This window comes from Streptomyces sp. NPDC050548, assembly GCF_044457385.1.
In the GTDB taxonomy this organism is placed as follows: Bacteria; Actinomycetota; Actinomycetes; order Streptomycetales; family Streptomycetaceae; genus Streptomyces.
Genome location: NZ_JBITGV010000004.1, coordinates 122,450 through 140,748, shown reverse-complemented (window position 1 = coordinate 140,748; position 18,299 = coordinate 122,450). Strand labels below are relative to the sequence as shown.

General features: G+C 69.5%; 17 protein-coding genes and 1 CRISPR repeat array. Of the genes, 7 read left to right on the top strand and 10 right to left on the bottom strand.

Going from position 1 to position 18,299, the window contains the following annotated elements; translation table 11 throughout:
- Positions 1-160 precede the first annotated feature (160 nt).
- Both ACIBJH_RS13825 and ACIBJH_RS13820 read left to right on the top strand, forming a co-directional pair.
- The gene (locus tag ACIBJH_RS13825) at positions 161-1,528 is read left to right on the top strand and encodes an L-serine ammonia-lyase (RefSeq protein WP_399117062.1); all 1,368 of its coding nucleotides are present in this window, start codon (positions 161-163) and stop codon (positions 1,526-1,528) included.
- A 201-nt stretch (positions 1,529-1,729) separates the two neighbouring features.
- A CRISPR array of direct repeats spans positions 1,730-2,414; the repeat unit is 29 nt; unit sequence GGGACCATCCCCGCGGGTGCGGGGAGCAC.
- Positions 2,415-2,616: 202 nt separating this feature from the next.
- Positions 2,617-3,738: an IS630 family transposase gene (locus tag ACIBJH_RS13820; protein WP_399117061.1), complete on the top strand. Its 1,122-nt coding sequence runs from the start codon at positions 2,617-2,619 to the stop codon at positions 3,736-3,738.
- A 17-nt stretch (positions 3,739-3,755) separates the two neighbouring features.
- On the opposite strand, the gene ACIBJH_RS13815 is transcribed toward ACIBJH_RS13820, so the two are convergent.
- A complete protein-coding gene (locus ACIBJH_RS13815; RefSeq protein WP_399117060.1) occupies positions 3,756-3,986 on the bottom strand; it encodes a hypothetical protein in 231 nt (76 codons plus the stop codon).
- Positions 3,987-4,099: 113 nt separating this feature from the next.
- On the opposite strand from ACIBJH_RS13815, the gene ACIBJH_RS13810 reads away from it, so the two are divergent.
- Positions 4,100-4,896 (top strand): IS5 family transposase gene (locus tag ACIBJH_RS13810; RefSeq protein ID WP_399117367.1). Its coding sequence is split into 2 segments (ribosomal slippage): positions 4,100-4,435 and positions 4,438-4,896, totalling 795 coding nucleotides; the frame shifts between segments, so codons are not numbered across the junction.
- 8 nt (positions 4,897-4,904) lie between these two features.
- Here ACIBJH_RS13810 and ACIBJH_RS13805 read toward each other — a convergent pair.
- From ACIBJH_RS13805 to ACIBJH_RS13795, 3 genes are all read right to left on the bottom strand, one after another.
- Positions 4,905-5,999 (bottom strand): alanine racemase, encoded by a 1,095-nt coding sequence (locus ACIBJH_RS13805; RefSeq protein ID WP_399117059.1) that lies wholly within the window; start codon positions 5,997-5,999, stop codon positions 4,905-4,907.
- Positions 6,000-6,068: 69 nt separating this feature from the next.
- Positions 6,069-6,713: a hypothetical protein gene (locus tag ACIBJH_RS13800; RefSeq protein ID WP_399117058.1), complete on the bottom strand. Its 645-nt coding sequence runs from the start codon at positions 6,711-6,713 to the stop codon at positions 6,069-6,071.
- Positions 6,714-6,797: 84 nt separating this feature from the next.
- Positions 6,798-7,349, bottom strand: coding sequence for an ATP-binding protein (locus tag ACIBJH_RS13795; protein WP_399117057.1), 552 nt, complete (start codon positions 7,347-7,349; stop codon positions 6,798-6,800).
- 193 nt (positions 7,350-7,542) lie between these two features.
- On the opposite strand from ACIBJH_RS13795, the gene ACIBJH_RS13790 reads away from it, so the two are divergent.
- Both ACIBJH_RS13790 and ACIBJH_RS13785 read left to right on the top strand, forming a co-directional pair.
- Positions 7,543-7,932, top strand: a complete 390-nt coding sequence (locus ACIBJH_RS13790) for a helix-turn-helix transcriptional regulator (RefSeq protein WP_399117056.1) — start codon at positions 7,543-7,545, stop codon at positions 7,930-7,932.
- Between the two features lie 114 nt (positions 7,933-8,046).
- The gene (locus ACIBJH_RS13785) at positions 8,047-9,483 is read left to right on the top strand and encodes an integrase (protein ID WP_399117055.1); all 1,437 of its coding nucleotides are present in this window, start codon (positions 8,047-8,049) and stop codon (positions 9,481-9,483) included.
- 18 nt (positions 9,484-9,501) lie between these two features.
- On the opposite strand, the gene ACIBJH_RS13780 is transcribed toward ACIBJH_RS13785, so the two are convergent.
- Together ACIBJH_RS13780 and ACIBJH_RS13775 are read right to left on the bottom strand one after the other, a co-directional pair.
- A complete protein-coding gene (locus ACIBJH_RS13780; protein WP_399117054.1) occupies positions 9,502-10,194 on the bottom strand; it encodes a response regulator in 693 nt (230 codons plus the stop codon).
- On the bottom strand, positions 10,179-11,489 hold the full coding sequence (locus tag ACIBJH_RS13775) for a sensor histidine kinase (RefSeq protein WP_399117053.1): 1,311 nt from the start codon (positions 11,487-11,489) through the stop codon (positions 10,179-10,181). Before ACIBJH_RS13775 ends, ACIBJH_RS13780 begins: the two co-directional genes overlap by 16 nt.
- 209 nt (positions 11,490-11,698) lie before the next feature.
- On the opposite strand from ACIBJH_RS13775, the gene ACIBJH_RS13770 reads away from it, so the two are divergent.
- Together ACIBJH_RS13770 and ACIBJH_RS13765 are read left to right on the top strand one after the other, a co-directional pair.
- Positions 11,699-12,391 (top strand): ABC transporter ATP-binding protein, encoded by a 693-nt coding sequence (locus ACIBJH_RS13770; protein ID WP_399117052.1) that lies wholly within the window; start codon positions 11,699-11,701, stop codon positions 12,389-12,391.
- Positions 12,388-14,778: an FtsX-like permease family protein gene (locus ACIBJH_RS13765; RefSeq protein WP_399117051.1), complete on the top strand. Its 2,391-nt coding sequence runs from the start codon at positions 12,388-12,390 to the stop codon at positions 14,776-14,778. The genes ACIBJH_RS13770 and ACIBJH_RS13765 overlap by 4 nt, the downstream gene beginning before the upstream one ends.
- A gap of 232 nt (positions 14,779-15,010) precedes the next feature.
- Here ACIBJH_RS13765 and ACIBJH_RS13760 read toward each other — a convergent pair whose 3' ends face one another.
- From ACIBJH_RS13760 to ACIBJH_RS13745, 4 genes are all read right to left on the bottom strand, one after another.
- A complete protein-coding gene (locus ACIBJH_RS13760; protein ID WP_399117050.1) occupies positions 15,011-15,211 on the bottom strand; it encodes an acyl-CoA carboxylase epsilon subunit in 201 nt (66 codons plus the stop codon).
- Between the two features lie 117 nt (positions 15,212-15,328).
- Complete coding sequence (locus tag ACIBJH_RS13755) at positions 15,329-15,883, bottom strand: NAD(P)H-dependent oxidoreductase (protein WP_399117049.1); 555 nt, start codon at positions 15,881-15,883, stop codon at positions 15,329-15,331.
- A gap of 961 nt (positions 15,884-16,844) precedes the next feature.
- Complete coding sequence (locus ACIBJH_RS13750) at positions 16,845-17,174, bottom strand: hypothetical protein (protein WP_399117048.1); 330 nt, start codon at positions 17,172-17,174, stop codon at positions 16,845-16,847.
- A gap of 61 nt (positions 17,175-17,235) precedes the next feature.
- Positions 17,236-18,099, bottom strand: coding sequence for an oxidoreductase (locus tag ACIBJH_RS13745; protein ID WP_399117047.1), 864 nt, complete (start codon positions 18,097-18,099; stop codon positions 17,236-17,238).
- Positions 18,100-18,299: the final 200 nt, after the last annotated feature.

Below are 18,299 nucleotides of genomic sequence, written 5' to 3'. Positions count from 1 at the left end.
CGGCGCCGGCCGGCGGCCGCCGCCGCCGCGCCTGCCCCGGCCGCCGCCCCCCCCGCCCCCCCCCCCCCCCCCCCCCCCCCCCCCCCCCCCCCCCCCCCCCCCCCCCCCCCCCCCCACCCCCTTGCACCACCCCGCACGTCTTGCGTTCTGAGGAGTCACCGTGGCCATCTCGGTCTTCGACCTGTTCTCGATCGGCATCGGCCCGTCCAGCTCCCACACGGTCGGCCCGATGCGGGCGGCCCGCATGTTCGCGCGCCGGCTGCGCAACGAGGAGCTGCTGGACTCCGTCGCCTCCGTCCGCACCGAGCTGTACGGCTCCCTCGGCGCGACCGGGCACGGGCACGGCACCCCGAAGGCGGTGCTGCTCGGCCTGGAGGGCGAGTCGCCGCGCACGGTGGATGTGGAGGGGGCCGACGAACGGGTCGAGCGGATCAAGGCCGCGGGACGCATCCGTCTCCTCGGCGAGCACGAGATCCCGTTCGACTTCGACGCCGACCTCAAGCTGCACCGCCGCAAAACCCTGCCGTACCACGCGAACGGCATGACGCTGTGGGCCTACGACGCGGCGGGCGGCGAGCTGCTGTCCAAGACGTACTACTCGGTGGGCGGCGGGTTCGTCGTCGACGAGGAGGCGGTCGGCGCCGACCGGATCAAGCTGGACGACACGGTCCTCAAGTACCCCTTCCGCACGGGCGACGAGCTGCTGCGCCTCACGCAGGAGACCGGGCTGTCGATCTCCGCGCTGATGCTGGAGAACGAGCGCGCCTGGCGCACGGAGGAGGAGATCCGGGCCGGGCTGCTGGAAATCTGGCGCGTGATGGGGGCGTGCGTGTCGCGGGGCATGTCGCGGGAGGGCATCCTGCCCGGCGGCCTGCGGGTCCGCCGCAGGGCGGCCATGTCGGCACGCCAACTCCGGGCGGAGGGCGACCCGTTGGCGCACGCGATGGAGTGGATCACGCTCTACGCGATGGCGGTGAACGAGGAGAACGCGGCGGGCGGCCGGGTGGTCACCGCCCCGACGAACGGCGCGGCCGGCATCATCCCGGCGGTCCTCCACTACTACATCAACTTCGTGCCGGGCGCCGACGAGGAGGGCGTGGTCCGCTTCATGCTCGCGGCCGGCGCCATCGGCATGCTCTTCAAGGAGAACGCGTCCATCTCCGGCGCCGAGGTCGGCTGCCAGGGCGAGGTCGGCTCGGCCTGCTCGATGGCGGCGGGCGCGCTGGCCGAGGTGCTCGGCGGCTCCCCCGAGCAGGTCGAGAACGCGGCCGAGATCGGCATGGAGCACAACCTCGGCCTCACCTGCGACCCCGTCGGCGGCCTCGTCCAGATCCCCTGCATCGAACGCAACGGCATGGCCGCGGTGAAGGCGGTGACCGCGGCACGGATGGCGATGCGGGGGGACGGCTCCCACAAGGTGTCCCTCGACAAGGTCATCAAGACGATGAAGGAGACGGGGGCGGACATGAGCGTGAAGTACAAGGAGACGGCTCGGGGTGGGCTTGCGGTGAACATCATCGAGTGCTGAGTAAGTAGGCCCTGACCAGCGCGTTCGTTCCTTTCAGCGCTGTCAGGGCCTTCCCTGCTTACTCGGCGGAAAGTCCCTGGAAACTCCCTGAGACAGGCGTGAAAGTCCCTGGGATGTCCATGGCCTGGGACCGGTTCCGCGGCTGAGAAAGAGCATCCGGCCAGGGAGCGCGCTTCCTTGAGCAGGCACCGCTCGGTTCTGGGTACCATCCCCGCGGGTGCAGGGAGCACGCGATCTTGTTCCAGAGTGCCACGATCCCCGCGAGACCATCCCCGCAGGCGCGGGGAGCACGCCGCGTCGTCGCGGTAGCCGGAGGCCGTCCCCGCGGGCACGGGGAGCACTTGTCGAGTTCGGGCGAGGAGGCGCTGGAGTCAGGACCATCCCCGCAGGTGCGGGGAGCACCGTGCGGTTCCCACCACTCCGGCGGTTCCACCGGGACCATCCCCGCAGGTGCGGGGAGCACAACGCGGGCGCTCTGTCGATGACGAACGGGGTGGGACCATCCCCGCGGGTGCGGGGAGCACGTTCCACCGGACGCGCCACTTATTGCCGCGTTGGGACCATCCCCGCGGGTGCGGGGAGCACAGCCCATTCCGGGTCCGCCTTCAGCCGCTCTCGGGACCATCCCCGCGGGTGCGGGGAGCACCCCGCGGGGGGCTTCGGGCATGGGCTCGAAGTCGGGACCATCCCCGCGCCCGCGGGGTTGGTCCCGACGCGTTGCGCAAGCCGGTCGGTGCGCCGGCCTGCTCCCCGCACCCGCGGGGTTGGTCCCGCGCCGAACCCCTTGGCGAGCGCGAGGCGGCGCTGCTCCCCGCACCTGAGGGGTTGGTCCCACCGCAGCCCGCCACGCCCCTTCGCCTCTGGCCCGCTCCCCGCGCCCGCAGGGTTGGTCCCTCCTGCCACTACGCCCTGCTCCACACACACGCGGGGTTGATCCCGCGACCGACGTCGCCCAGAACCACACGGCCGGCTGCTCCCCGCGCCCGCAGGGTTGCGGCCCCCTAGTGCTGTGACCGCATAGGTTCGCCGGGTCGGCGGTTGTAGCGGTTGGATGTGGGATGACGTCCGATCCGACCGCTGGAGGTGCGGTGGCCGAGCCTGTCCGTGTGCGCAGACTGACCGACCAGGAGGGGCAGAAGCTGCAGCGGATCGTGCGCCGAGGCAGCACCAGCTCGGTGCGCTATCGGCGGGCGATGATGCTGCTGGCCTCGGTCGGCGGGAACCGGGTGCCAGTGATTGCCCAGTTGGTGCAGGCCGACGAGGACACCGTCCGGGATGTGATCCACCGCTTCAACGAGATCGGCCTGGCCTGCCTGGACCCTCGGTGGGCGGGAGGCCGTCCCCGCCAACTCAGCCCTGACGACGAGGACTTCGTCGTCCAGACGGCCACCACCCGCCCCACCAAGCTCGGCCAGCCTTTCACTCGCTGGTCACTGCGCAAACTCGTCGCTTACCTGCGGAAAGTCCACGGCCGTGTGATCCGCATCGGCCGCGAGACGTTACGTGGCCTGCTCGCCCGCCGCGGTGTCACCTTCCAGCGCACCAAGACCTGGAAGGAATCACCCGACCCGAACCGTGAGGCGAAGCTGGACCGGATCGAGAAGGTCCTTGACCGCTTCCCCGACCGGGTGTTCGCCTTCGACGAGTTCGGACCGCTCGGAATCCGACCCACCGCGGGCTCCGGCTGGGCCGAGCGCAAACGCCCCGACCGGCTACCCGCCACCTACCACCGCACCCACGGCATCCGGTACTTCCACGGCTGCTACTCGGTCGGCGACGACACTCTGTGGGGCGTCAACCGTCGCAGGAAAGGTGCCGCGAACACACTGGCTGCGCTGAAGTCGATCCGAGCTGGCCGCCCGGACGGTGGACCGATCTACGTCATCCTGGACAACCTGTCCGCCCACAAAGGCACCGACCTCCGCCGCTGGGCGAAGAAACACAAGGTCGAGCTGTGTTTCACCCCGACCTACGCCTCGTGGGCGAACCCGATCGAGGCCCACTTCGGACCGCTGCGGCAGTTCACCATTGCCAACTCGAACTACCCCAACCACACCGTGCAGACCCGGGCCCTGCATGCCTACCTGCGCTGGCGCAACGCCAACGCCCGCCATCGCGACGTCCTGGCCGCCGAACGCAAGGAACGCGCCCGCATCCGCAGCGAGAAAGGCATCCGCTGGGGCGGTCGGCCCCTGCCAGCGGCGGCCTAAACCAACTGAAAAGCGAGTCACCGAGATCGTTTGGCGGCTTTTGCTCGATAGCGTTCCAGCACACCGATGGACAGTGCCGATGCGGCCATCAACCCGAACGCTATCGAGCTCGAACCGCCGCCGTGATGGCGCTCCCAGATACGGAATCCGGCCAAGAGGACAACGACTCCGAACAGCACGACCTGTATCCATCTGAGGGCCACGGTCCGCTGGCCGTAGATGTCAGCGTTGCTGTCACGTGTGCGCACCGGGGCTCCTCTGCTCCTTCAGTGCGCCGACTGTACTGGTGCAGGGAGCCAACAGTACGACCCACCCGGTGAACCTTCGTGGTCACAGCGCTAGGCTGGTGGCCGTGATGGCGATGGTGGAGCGTCTGGTGCCGGACGGGTTGTGGGAGTTGTTTCAGCGGGTTGTGCCAGCCGCTCCGGTGCGGCCGCAGGGTGGGGGCCGACGTCGGCATGGCGACCGGCAGGTGTTGGCGGCCATCGTGTTCGTGGCCACGACGGGATGCACGTGGCGCCAACTACCGTCGGGCTTCGGCCCGTCCGGGGCGACCGCGCACCGGCGGTTCACTGAGTGGAGCCGGGCCCGGGTGTGGGGCAAGCTTCACCGCTTGGTAGTGGATGAGCTCGGCGCCCGCGGCGAGTTGGACTGGTCGCGGTGCGCCATTGACTCGGTGAACATGCGGGCGGCGAAAGGGGGGACCTGACGGGCCCGAATCCCGTAGATCGCGGCAAGAAGGGCTCAAAGATCCACTTGATCACTGAGAGGTCCGGTCTGCCCCTCTCGATCGGCATCTCCGCCGCGAACACCCATGACAGTCAGGGCCTGGAACCCCTGGTACGGGGTATCCCGCCGATCCGCTCTCGTCGTGGACCGCGCCGGCGACGGCCTGCCAAGCTCCACGCCGACAAGGGGTACGACTACGATTACCTGCGACGCTGGCTCCGCGGCCGGAACATCGTCCCGCGCATCGCGCGCAGGGGGACCGAGTCCTCCCAGCGGCTGGGCCGCTACCGCTGGACCGTGGAGCGGACGGTGGCCTGGCTGGCCGGGTGCCGACGCCTTCACCGTCGATACGAGCGCAAGGCCGAACACTTCCTCGCCTTCGCCGGGATAGCCGCCACTCTGATCTGCTACCGCCGGCTCTCGGCCTGAAGCGATCCTCACGTATTGGCGCCTCGTGCCGTTACTGGCCAGCGGTCGACCACCTCACGGTCTTGGACGACCAGCAGCTCATCGGCGAGATTCACCGGCGTGCAGACGTGGTTGGGGACGACGGCGACCACCGACCCAAGTCGCGGTCCCCGCACCCCGTCCGGAAGCCGGACCACCGCGTGGTGCTCCCACAACCCGGTGATGGTCCCCTGCGGGAACCGGGGCAGGTAGCCGTGGCCTGTCACCCAGGACGACCGGTCGGAACCGAGGACCTTGCTCCCGACGTCCAGCACAAAGCGGTCAGGGGCGGGAACGCTGATCACCGTCGCCGCGGCGACCAGTGCCAGATCCTCCACACCACAGGTGCCGATGGCCAACTGAGTGGCGTCGTTGAAGACATAGACACCGGGCCGCAACTCGTTCACCGCGCCCGGCTGCCACTGTCCCACCGTCGGAGTCGATCCGCCGCTGACCACACGGACGTCGAGATCCAGGTCCCGCAGCACCTGCGCAGCCTCGCCCAGCGTGCGCTCCTCATCCCGTGCGGCGCGCTCGCGCGCCTGCGCGTCGTGCCCGTAGCCGTGTCCCGGAAACGTGAACACGCCCACAACATCCAGTCCCGCGTCAGCGGCAAGCTTCCCGACCTCACCAGCAGCGGGAGGCTGAACTCCCGTCCGGTGGCTCCCGCTGTCGACCTCGACGAGCACCTCGACCCGCCGGACGCTGCCACGAAGGGCCTCGCCCAGCCGCCGCGCTCCTTCGACCGACTCAACGCCGACCCTCAGGGCAACGTCATCCGCCAACCGGCGCAGCCGCTGTGTCTTGTCGGCATCCAGCCACACGGGGTAAGCGATGAACAGGTCATCCATGCCGACCCGGGCAAATGCCTCGGCCTCGCCGATCGTAGCCACCGACAGCCCGCGCGCACCGGCCCGAAGCTGTCGGTCCGCAATCTGCGCGCACTTGTGGCTCTTGGCGTGCGGGCGCAGGACGAACCCTTGAGACTGCGACGCCTCGGCCATCCGCGAGATGTTGCTGTCCAGAACCTCGGGATCGACCACGAGGGCCGGCGTAGCCAGCCCGCCAGGCAGCGATATCGCCATCTCTTGCCTCCCGCCACGGAACACGTCGAGACGATCATGACAGGTCGGCGGAACGAGGCCGCAGGGCCATCACCACAGGCCAAACGCGCCAGTTGAGACGAACTCTTCACCAGTCTGCGACATGAACCGCCAGACGCCGTGCTCAAGCCCACCAGGTTCGTGTCCCAGCAGCGCGGCGGTCTCCTCGTACACCTCTTGCAGGTGCTCATACTTCAGCCCAGAGACACCGGCCTCCACAGCGAAGGCTCGCAAGTGTACGTCCACGGCGATCTGCGACCGGCCGACGAGGTTTCCGATGTAGTCCACAGTCTTCGGTCCTACGTCCTTCACCGCGAGCAGAGCGGTACGACCGACTTCGTGGTCGAGCCAGGCGTGGAGGTCGTTTCGTGTGTCGACCCCTTTGGCAACCAGCAGGTCGGTAATTCCATGGGCCGTTGCGACCCTGCGAGGACTGTTGAAGTTCATGGCTACAGCCAGGTCTTCCGTGGCGAGTCGCATCTGGAATCCGCGCACCGTCGCGGCGTCGGGCCACGCCGCTTGGAGCTGGAGTATCCGCGGCCGGATCGTCGATTCGTACTTACGGCGCGCCTGAAAGCTGGCATCGCAGATCACAGCGCCCATATGCGTCCAGCCGCCTGGTGGATGGAACGGGCCGTCGCCGAGGACGGTCCGAACGTGGGCAGCGAGCTGCTGGGCGGGGCTGCGTGTGGTCATGGGCCAATGATGATGTCAGGTGTCGGACAATCCGGGAGCGGGAACCTGGATCTGGGTGACCGAACGCGAGTTCGTCGGAAACTCTCAGGCTGCTTGATGTGCGGCTCGTACATACTCGCCGGCTATAGGTACGGGTTCCACCAGAGCTGGGCGAGCGCTGTCTTCACCATTGACGAGTGCCTGCTCAGCAGGCACTTCACTGATCGAGGACGTCAGCGTCGTGGTGTCCTCCACGGAGACGGGTACCGCCAGTTCGAACCAGGTCTTCTTCCCTGCTGCGCAAGGATGTGATCCCCACTCCGTTGCCATTGCGGCGACGAGGAAGAGGCCGCGCCCATGCTCATCCATGGACAAGGCCTGCGTGGGTACCAGCAAAGTCGAGTCGACGTCGGTGACTTCGACTCGTACTCGCTTTCTGGTCCATCGGACGCACACCACACATGGCGCCTGCGTGTGCGTAACCGAGTTCGCGACCAGTTCCCCGGTGAGCAGTCTCAAGTCGCCGATCAGCTCCTCGCCCAAGTCCAATCCAAGACCCCGAACACGATCTACGACACGGTCCCGCGCTGCTGGCACCTCCTTGACCAGAGCCGGGACGGTGAAGGAGTAGGGCGATTCTTCGAGCGGGCGCGGCATAACTGGGAACCTCTCGATGGGCAGGGGCCAAGGAGTCAACGCGATTTCCCGAGGGTGAACGGATCGCTCACCGCCTTCACAAGGAAGTACGCAGGCCAGCCAAGAAGTCGAAAAGAGCCCGGGAAACGGCGGACGACCACCATCTACCTCGGACGGCCTGGCTCCCTATCTCGGCGGTGATATCACCAGCGCAATGTCAGCGGAACCGCACCAGCGGTTGAACGGTGCCAACTATCAGAAAATCCCGGCACCACCAAGTCGCCCTTTCTACGGATCCTCATCCTGTCGCCACAGTCACCACGACAGGAGTGCGCCCGTGTCGCAAACCAGCCATGTATCCGAGACCGCCTTCCTGAACCTCCCGAAGGCCGCCGGATATTTGGGCATCTCCCCCAACACCCTTTATGTCTGGCGGCATCGCCGACAGGGGCCTCCGAGTTTCCGCATGGGACGGCGCGTGATGTATCGCATCACTGCCCTCGACGCATGGGTGTGTGCCCAGGAGCAGGCAGATTCTCGCTCCAACTCCGCCTTGAACCCGCTGGCTCAGAAGCCGCAGCGTCACTCGAACGCGGCCAGGTAACGCGGCGCTTCCAAATCTCCTGCAAGAAACTTCGGCAACGGGGATAAGGACCTGCTGCGGAGTGCGTTACGAACAACCAGCTCATGATCGCCGCACTATCCGGAGGACCTCACATTGGCCGGTTACATAGAAGACCGCTGGCTCAAGAAGCGGCCCGACAAGCGAACCGGTAAGAGGGAGCGGACCGCCCGATACGGGGTGGGCCAGCGTTATCGAGTCAAGGGTATTCCTGGGGTCCAGGACCGCTCGTTCGATACGAGCGAGGATGCCAAGCAGTGGCTTGCCACCGCGACGACCGACACAAAGCGCGGTGAGTTCGTCGACCCGCGCGACGGCGAGATCACCCTCGCCGACTACATCGTCGACCACTGGTGGCCGAGCCGGACCGACGAGCCCTCGACCGAAGGGCCGATGCGCAGCCGGATCTGGAACCACATCATTCCGTTGCTGGGCGACCTGCCTCTCCGAGACATCGACGCCTCGGCCCTGCGCTCGTTCACTGCCGCGCTGCTGACCCGGGTCGAGACCACGACCGCCGAGGTGATCTGGGGCCATCTCTCGTCCATTCTCACCAGCGCGGTCGACGACCAGCGTTTGCTGCGGAACCCCATCAAGGCACACCGCAGCGTCAAGCCTCCACGACGTACGGAGAAGAAGGCCAAGGCCTGGACGCGCTCCGTCGTCGACGCAGTTCGCTCCCACCTCCAGGATCGCTACAAGTTCGCGGTCGATCTCGGGCTGGGCCTCGGGCTGCGCCAAGGGGAAGCATTCGGCCTGGCCGAAGAGGACTTCGACTTCGAAGCAGGCGTCGTACAGATCCGCCGCCAACTCAGGTGGGACATCAAGGGCCGGCCGTACTTCTGCCTGCCCAAGGGTGGCAAGACACGCGAGGTACCCCTGCCCCACAACCTCGCACCCCGGGCTTACAGCCACTTCCGGCGCTTTCCTCCCACCCCCTGCACGTTGCCGTGGCGGAACCCGGAGCCTCCGGCCAACGCCCTGGAGGCTCGGCAGCGGAAACGGATCACCGTGCAACTGGTGCTCACGAGCTCACACGGCAACCGGATCTACTACCGGACATGGAACGACCGGAGCTGGAAACCGGCGCTGGCGGCGGCTGGTCTCATCAAGGCCGTGGGCGAGAAGGTCCGCACGGACGGCGGCAGGATCCGGCGGAGGCCCCTCTACGCGGCGCCGCGCGAGGACATGTTCCACGTCCTGCGGCACACCTACGCCAGCGTGCAATTGGAAGCCGGCGAGTCGGTCGTGAGCCTGTCCAAGTGGCTCGGACACTCCACCCCGAAGGTCACGCTCGACCACTACGCTCATTTCATGCCCGGCGCCGGTCACCGCGGCCAGCTCGCGATGGACGCATGGCTGAATCAAGATCAACTAGAGATTGTCCCCGAGAAGTCCCCAGCAGCCGAGTGGATCAAGAAAATGATCACGAACCTGCAGGTCAACGGGCTAACGGCCTCGGGTGCCACCATGAGCGTGAAGTACAAGGAGACGGCTCGGGGTGGGCTCGCGGTGAACATCATCGAGTGTTGAGGGGGTGGGGGCTGACCCCTAGGAGCCCCCGCCCCTCGGGGAGACGAGTCCCGTCTCGTAGGCGAGGACGACGGCCTGGACGCGGTCGCGGAGATCCAGCTTGGACAGGATGCGGCCGATGTGGGTCTTGATCGTGGTCGGGCTGAGGAGCAGGCGGTCCGCGAGTTCGGCGTTGCTCAGGCCCGTCGCGAGCAGGCGGAGGACCTCAAGCTCGCGCGGGGTGAGGCCGGAGAGGTCGCGGTGGAGGCCCGTCGGCCGGTCCTCTTCGCGCTGGGCGAAGCGTTCGATCAGACGGCGGGTGATCGCCGGGGCGAGCAGGGCGTCGCCGGACTGCACCAGGCGTACGGCGGCGACGAGATGCTCGGGGCTGACGTCCTTGAGCAGGAAGCCGCTGGCGCCTGCGGTGAGCGCGGCGTAGACGTAGTGGTCGAGGTCGTAGGTGGTCAGGATGATGACCCTGGTGCCGTCCGGCCCGTCGGCGAGGATCCGTCTGGTCGCTTCGATGCCGTCCATCTGCGGCATCCGGATGTCCATGAGGACGACGTCGGGCCGGGTGCGCCGGACCGCGGCGAGCGCCTCCGCCCCGTTGGCCGCCTCGGCCGTCACCTCGATGCCGTCCGCGGCGAGGATCATTCCGAAGCCGGTGCGTACGAGGGCCTGGTCGTCGGCGATGACGGCGCGCAGCGCCGGCCGGTTCACGCCGTCCGCCACGGGACTCGGGCCTTGACCCGGTAGCCGCCGGCGAGGGTCGGACCGGCCGTGAGTTCGCCGCCGTAGACCGCCAGCCGTTCCCGCAGCCCGATCAGCCCGCGGCCGTTGCCGTCCGCCCGAGGAGCGTCGCGGGCGGCTCCGGTGTCGGCGATCTCGACCTCCAGTACGTCTCCGGTGTATCCGACGGTGACGGAGGCATCGGCGCCGGGCGCGTGTTTGATGGTGTTGGTCAGTGCCTCCTGCACGACGCGGTACGCCGCGAGGTCCACCCCGGGCGGCAGCGGGTCGGGCGGCAGCGACACCGCGACGCCGACCGGTGTCCCGGCGGCGCGTACCCGTTCGATCAGGGCGTCGAGCTGCCCGAGGCCGGGCTGCGGTTCGAGGCTGTCGGCGCGGCCGGTGTCCGGGGCGGCCAACAGGCCCATCACATGCCGCAGTTCGGCCATCGCGGCCCGGCCTCCGGCCTCGACCGCCAGCAGGGCCTGCTTCGACCGCTCCGGCGCCACGTCCATCACCTTGCGTGCCGCGCCCGCCTGGATGACCATCACGCTCACATTGTGGGTCACGACGTCGTGCAGTTCGGCGGCGATCCGGGCCCGCTCCTCCTCGACGGCCCGGCGCATGCTCTCCTCCTGGACCTGTTGCAGCCGGGTGTACCGGTCCCGGCTGGCCGCCAGCCGCCGCTGCCAGAAGCGGACGGTGCTGGCCAGCACCCCGGCGACCAGCAGCACGACCGCCGGGCTCGACCATCCCGGGAACGCCGGATCCGTGTTCCGAAACGCCAGGCCGGCCAGCACGGCGGCGACGACGAGACCGGCCGTCGCCCGCGCCCGGTGACGGCTGTACATGGTGGCGCTGTAGGCGCCGATGACGCAGGTCAGTACGTTGATCCAGGAGGCGTCGTCACCGATGACCACCGCCGCGCCCAGCACCACCCCGAACGTGGCCAGCGGATACCTGCGCCGGGCCGCCAGCGGCAGCGCGGAAAGGACGACCAACGGCCAGGCCGGCACGGAGGGTTCGCGCTCCGTGACCCGCGTACCCGGTACGGGCGGCGTGGGCGGGCGCGGGACCGGCAGGCCGTCCCGGGCGTACCCGGACGCGACATTCGAACTGATCCGGACCGGCCCGTCGCCGGGATAGCGCGACGCCACGACCAGCGCGAGAACGGTCAGCAGGACCGCCAGCACGACATCGGCGCGCACCGCCCGCCGCGACCGCGGGGCGTCCTCCGCCTCCGACCGCAGCGCGTCGCGCAGTTGCCCGCGCCAGCCTTGTCGACCCTCCGTCTCCACCGGCTCATTGTGCGGTCCCCGCGCCCCCTCCCGCGTCCCCCTGCGCGACCAAGTCGCCGTCCCTCAGGCGTACTTCGCAGGGATGAGACCGCGGGCACCTCCTTCGCAGGGAGGCCCGGATGTCGGTGCCGCGGCCGACGCGCCCCACCGGGCCACGGCCCTACCTTCGCTGGGCCGACACCTCTCGACCGCAAGGACGGACCACACCCATGACTCACGTGATCGAACTGGCGGGCGTGGCGAAGCGCTACGACAGCGCCGGTGCGCCCGCACTCGGACCGCTGGACGTCAGCGTCGCCCAGGGCGAGGCGCTCGCCGTGACCGGTCCCTCCGGCAGCGGCAAGTCCACGCTGCTGAACCTGGTCGCCGGCCTCGACAAGCCGACCGAGGGAGCCGTGACCGTGGCCGGGCAGCGGATCGACCGGCTGAGCGAGCACGCGCTGGCCCGGTTCCGCCGCGAGCGGATCGGCATGGTCTTCCAGTTCTTCAACCTGCTCGACGATCTCACCGTCGCCGACAACATCCAGCTCCCCGCCCAGTTGGCCGGGACCACGCGGCGCAAGGCGGCGGCCCGCGCCGACGAGCTCATGGAGCTGCTGGGCCTGACCAGGCACGCCCGCGCCTACCCGGGCCGGCTGTCCGGCGGCGAGCGCCAGCGGGTCGCGGTCGCCCGGGCGCTGGTCAACCGGCCTGCGCTGCTGCTCGCCGACGAACCGACCGGCGCGCTCGACACCGCCTCGGGCCACGACGTACGGGAGCTGCTGATGGAGCTGCACCGCGGCGGGCAGACCCTCGTGCTGGTCACGCATGACATGGCGCTGGCTCAGGCGTGCGCGAGCCGCACCATTCAGCTGGTCGACGGTCATGTCTCCCTCGACACGCGTGCGGAGGCCGTCCGATGAGCCTCTTCGGTACCGGCGCGCTCGGCCGGGTCGTACGCTCCGGGGTGGGGCGGCGCCGGGTGCAGACGGTGGTGATCGCCGTGGCCACAATGATGGCCGTCGCCGCGGCCGTGATCGCCGGATCGCTCATCGTCGCCTCGAACGCCCCCTTCGACCACGCCTTCGCGAAGCAGCACGGACCGCACCTCACCGCGCAGTTCGATCCGGCCAAGGTGAGTGCGGCGCAGCTGAGGGCGACGAGGCGGCTGGCCGGCGTCACCGCGAGCGCGGGGCCGTACCCGTCGACGACCATCAGCCCGGTCGATCCGGACGGCGGGCACCTGCCGAAGCTGAGTCTGGTCGGGCGGTCCGGTCCGCACGGCGACGTGGACGACCTGGACCTGCAGTCCGGCCGGTGGGCCGCGAAGCCGGGCGAGGTCGTTCTGTCCGCGTCGTTCAAAAACCCCTTCCTCAAGGTCGGTTCCACCCTGCGGGTCTCGGACGCCGCCGACAGCCCGACCCTGAAGATCGTCGGCTTCGCGGTGTCGGCCGCCGAGACCGCCGATGCCTGGGTGATCCCGGGGCAGGTCGCCGCGCTGGCCTCGAAGGACACACCGGTCACGCGTCAGATGCTCTACCGCTTCGACTCCGCGGGAACCAAGGCGCAGATCTCCGCCGACCGCAAGAAGCTCACCGCCGCCGTACCGTCCGGGGCCCTGGTCGGCACCCAGTCCTACCTGGACACGAAGCATGCCTCCGACAAGGGCGCGGCGGCGACCATCCCGTTCATGGTGGCCTTCGGTGTGCTCGGCATCGTGATGTCCGTGATCATCATCAGCAGCGTGATCAGCGGAGCCGTCGGCGCCGGCCTGCGCAGGATCGGCATCCTCAAGGCCATCGGCTTCACCCCGCGCGAGGTCGTGCGGGCCTATGTGGCCCAGGCACTGATCCCGGCCGGCGCCGGCATCGCCCTCGGGGTCGTACTGGGCAATGTGCTGGCCATACCTCTGCTGCACGACACCGAGCAGGTGTACGGCAGCGCCTCGCTGACGGTGGCCTGGTGGGTGGACGTCGTGGTGCCGGCCGTCGCACTGCTGGTCGTCGGGATCGCGGCGCTGGTCCCCGCGCTGCGGGCCGGGAGGCTGCGCACGGTCGAGGCCATCGCGATCGGCCGGGCACCGCGCACCGGGCGCGGCCAGTGGGCGCACCGGGCGGCCGGGCGGCTGCCCCTGCCGCGGGCGGTGACCTACGGCCTCGCCAGCCCGTTCGCCCATCCGGTCCGTACGGCCGCGATGCTGCTCGCGGTGGCCTTCGGCACGGTCGCGGCGACCTTCGCGGTGGGACTGACCTCGTCCCTGAACGCGGTCGGCAGCGCGTCGGATCCCGAGGACCGCGCGGCGGTCACCGCCATCGTCGGCGGACCGACCGTCCCGGGTGGCCCCGGAGGCGCGGTTCGCCACCTGCACCCCCAGGAGGGGAGCGCCAGTCCTTCGTCCGCCGACCCGGCGAAGGTCCGCGCCGCCGTCGAAGCGCAGGCCGGCACCGCCTCGTACTACGGCATGTCCAAGAACGACGTCACCGTGGCGGGAATCTCCGGCTCGGTCCAGGCCACCCTCTACCAGGGCGATTCACGTCCCGGCAGCTACGAGATGATCTCCGGGCACTGGATCACCGGCGCGGGGCAGGTTGTCGTACCCACAGGTTTCCTGGACCGGACCGAGACCAAGATCGGCGACACGGTCCGGGTGACCCTCGGGAAGGACACGCAGACCCTGAAGATCGTCGGCGAGGCCTTCGACACCTCGAACGACGGCCTGTCGATCCACGCGGACCTCGCCAGTTTCGCCGGGGCCGAGCCCCAGGTCTTCCAGATCGAGGTGAAGCCGGACGTCTCCCCCGCCGCGTACGCCGAGAAGCTCCGCGCGGCGGTGGAGCCACTGGGCGGCGATGCCCTGGCCAACTCCTCCTCGCAGCAGGAGAACATGATCCTCGTCCTGGACACGATCGCGGTGCTGCTCACCCTCATGCTGGTCTCCGTGGCAGGCCTCGGCGTACTCAACTCCGTCGTCCTCGACACCCGCGAACGAGTCCACGACCTGGGTGTCTGCAAGGCCCTCGGCATGTCACCGCGGCAGACCGTGAGCCTCGTACTCGCCTCGGTGGCCGGGATCGGCGTGCTCGGCGGACTGATCGGGGTACCTCTCGGCTTCGCGCTGCACGGCTTCGTACTGCCCGTGATGGGGCACGCGGCGGGCACCGATCTGCCGCCCTCGATCATCGATGTCTACGACGCTCCCCAACTGGTGCTGCTGGGCCTGGCCGGCATCGCGACAGCCGTGCTGGGGGCGCTCCTCCCGGCCGGCTGGGCGGCCAAGGCCCGCACGGCGACGGCGCTTCGCACGGAGTAGGCGGTCGGCGCGCGCCCCGGAACTCACCGGGGTGCGCGCCGGGCGTCGGCCGAGGCCGGATACGCAGTCCGTGCCTCACCGAATCCGTCGTCTTTCGTCTTTCGTCCTTCGTCTTTCGTCCTTCGTCTTTCGTCTTTCGTCTTTCGTCCTGCACGGGCTCGGCGGGGCGATCGGCTTCCTGACCATCGCCTTCGCCTACAACCTGGTGCGCGTTGCACCGGGGCGGGCGACATCAGTGCCAGGAGACGGGGCTGCGGTAGTCGGGCACGCGGTCGAGGCGGCGCCAGCGGGCCTGCGGGCGGTGGTTGTCATGGGCGAACCGCGGAGTGGCGGCGCGCCGCGCGGCGGTGCGGGCCGCCAGAACCGCGATCACCGCGGCGAGTTCCTCGGGAGTGGGATCGCCCTGGACGATGCGGAGGTCCCCCTGGTCCATCTGCTGCCCCTTCGGTGCGCTCGCTGGGGTGGGTTGCCGTGGCTGCGGGTGAGGGCAGGCCCCGCTGCACGGCGTGCGCGGAGGCTCCGCCCGCGCCGTGCACACGAATGACCGAGGTCAGCCGACCGGCGTCTCGCTGGTCGCCAGGAGCCTGCGGTATTCCTTGGCGTTCAGGACGAGGTCCTCGTCCAGCGGGTCGAAGATCATGCCGTAGACGGAGTGCAGACCCTGATAGTCGAGCTGGCAGAACTCCAGCGTCTGAGCGACCGGGGCGAGGTACTCCTCAAGGGTCCGTCGGGCGAGGCCTTCCGCGGCGTAGGTCTCCAGGGTGCTGCCGACGGTGACGGCCAGCCAGGCCTTCTTGCCCTGCAGCGCGGAGGCGGAACCGTCGAAGGTGAAGGCGAAACCGTGCACCAGCACCGCGTCGAACCAGGCCTTGAGCAGCGGAGTCACGCTGTACCAGTAGACCGGGAACTGGAGAACGACGGTGTCGTGCTCGCGCAGGAGCTGCTGCTCGCGGGCCGCATCGATCTTGAAGTCGGGGTAGGTCTGGTAGAGGTCGTGGACGGTGACGTTGTCCAAGTCCTTGATCCCGGCGAGCCAGGTGGCGTTGCCACGGGATTCCGCGAGGTTCGGGTGGGCGACAATGACGAGGGTGCGATTGGTGGTCACTGACTATTCCATTTCTCGTTTAGGACGCGAACCCGCGTGCGTCCTCACTGTCAATGTTGGCGAGCGGGTCGGACGTCTCCGCGGTCATGCGTTCCTCTCGCCGAGCGCCTTGAAAGGGCGATCGTTTCGGAACGAGCGGCTGCGTCTCTTCAAGTAAAGGCAGTCGGTGATCCGAGCGACATTTATCACGCGATATTGACGGACTCGTTCCACCGGCGACCGTCCGGATGGTGGATATTCACGCGGATCCCCGACGCCCGCGGGGTTTCGGTGCAGTGGGGGCGTGCCGGCACTGGGTGTGCGTTGCGTGCGGGGCGTCGGCGGCACCACTGCCCCGGTGGGGTCGGCGACGGCGTCAGACTGGGGCCGGGACCTGGCCTGTGGCGTGGTCCGGGGGTGGCGGGCAGGCGGCTTTCCCGCGCGTCGGCCTTCGCGGCGTACCGCGGGCTCTTGCCGCCCACGGCCGGCGCGCGCTGCCCGGCCGTATATAGCTGCCCGGCCGTATATATGGGGCGGCGATCCGCGAGCCGACCCCCGACCGCCGCATCGAGGGCGGCGCCGTCGGTCCGGGCCGGCCGCAGCCGCCGCACCGCGGACCGGCGATCCGCGAACCGCCCCTCGACCGCCGCGTCGAGGGGCGGCGCCGTCGGTCCGGGCCGGCCGCAGCCGCCGCACCGCGGACTCGGAGGGCCGTTGCCGGGCGGGGAGCACCGGATCGGGGCGGACGCGGAGCCGGGCGAGCGCGTGCGCGGGCGCGTCGGCGATCCGCTCGCCGAGTGCCTACCCCCGGCAGGGAAATGGCCCCGGCCAGGACCGCGCACACGGCCAGGGCAAGGACTACGGCCGGCGTGCCCCGCGCGGGGCGCGGTGCCTCGGCGAGACGTTCCAGCGGGCCCGGGGGCTCGCCGGGCAGACCGTCACGAGCCGGGCGCCGACCGACTTCAGGGGCTCATGAGGTTGATCATGGGGTGAGGATTTCGCACTCCTTGATGACCAGCACTGTTCCGTCCTCGCTGAAGACCCGGCACTCTCCCTTGACCGTGACGGTGACGCCCAGGGGGACGTTTCGCACAATCCGGAATGATTCCTTGATCCGGTGGTCGAACGGCAGCACGAAGATGGCGAGGTGGGGGCCTCCGGGGGCATCCGACACCTCCACCACCGGCGTTCCATATTGGCTTTCGCCCGTTCGGATCGAGATTCCCTCAAGAGTGAGGAATTTCCCGTAGTAGGCACGCTCGGCGGCGGCGCGGTCCGCGGTGAATTCGTTGTGGAGGTCTCGAATTTTCATTTGTTGCCGGCCTTCTCTGGTGTGGTCCAGGTGAATGGGTGGGCGCGGTCGTTCACACCGGTCACCGCCCGATGGTGTCGAGTTCGGCGATCGCCTCGTCGGGCAGTCGCAGGTCGGCCGCGGCGATGTTCTCCCGCAGGTGAGCGACGGAGGAGGTTCCGGGGATCAGTACCGTCGACGGCGAGCGCCGCAGCAGCCAGGCGAGCGCCACCTGGTGCTCGGACGCGCCGAGGCGGCGGGCGACGTTGCGCAGGGGCCGTGACCGCAGTGGGTGGAATCCGCCGCCGAGGGGGAAGAACGCGGCGTAGGCGATGTTCTCCTCGGCGCAGCGGTCGACCAGGTCGTCGTCGGCGCGGTCGGCCAGGTTGTACTGGTTCTGCACGGTGACCACGGGGGCGATGGCCTGGGCCTGGGTGAGCTGGGCGTCGGTGATCCCGCTGAGGCCGAGGTGCCGGATCAGGCCCTGGTCGCGCAGGCCGGCCAAGGCGGCGAACGGCTCGGCGACGGAGGACCCGTCACCGCCGAACGCGGCCGTGCGCAGGTTGACCACGTCCAGGGTCTCCAGGCCGAGGTGCCGGAGGTTCTCGTGGACCTGGGCCTTGAGGTCCGCGGGGTCCAGGGAGGTGATCCAGCCGCCGTCGGCGGTGCGGCGGACGCCGACCTTGGTGACGATGTGCAGCCCGGCCGGGTAGGGGTGCAGGGCTTCCTTGATCAGTTCGTTGACGACGGTCGGGCCGTAGAAGTCGCTGGTGTCGATGTGGGTGACGCCCAGCTCGACCGCCGCGCGCAGCACGGCGATCGCCCGAGTGCGGTCCTCGGGCGGTCCGAAGACACCGGGACCGGTGAGCTGCATCGCGCCGTATCCCATCCGCGTGATGCTCAGGTCGTCGGCGAGGGTCAACTTCTGCAGGGCGGGCTTACTCATCCGAAGGCCTCTCGGGTCTGTTCGCGGCGTCGTTGCGGACCGTTCGGCGCGTCCGTCGGGCAGGCTTCCACAGGTGCGGCGGAGGCGTGGACGCGGGGGGGGGGGGGGGGGGGGGGGGGGGGGGGGGGGGGGGGGGGGGGGGGGGGGGGGGGGGGGGGGGGGGCGGGCGGGCGCCCCGGCGGCCGCCCCCGCGCGCGCGC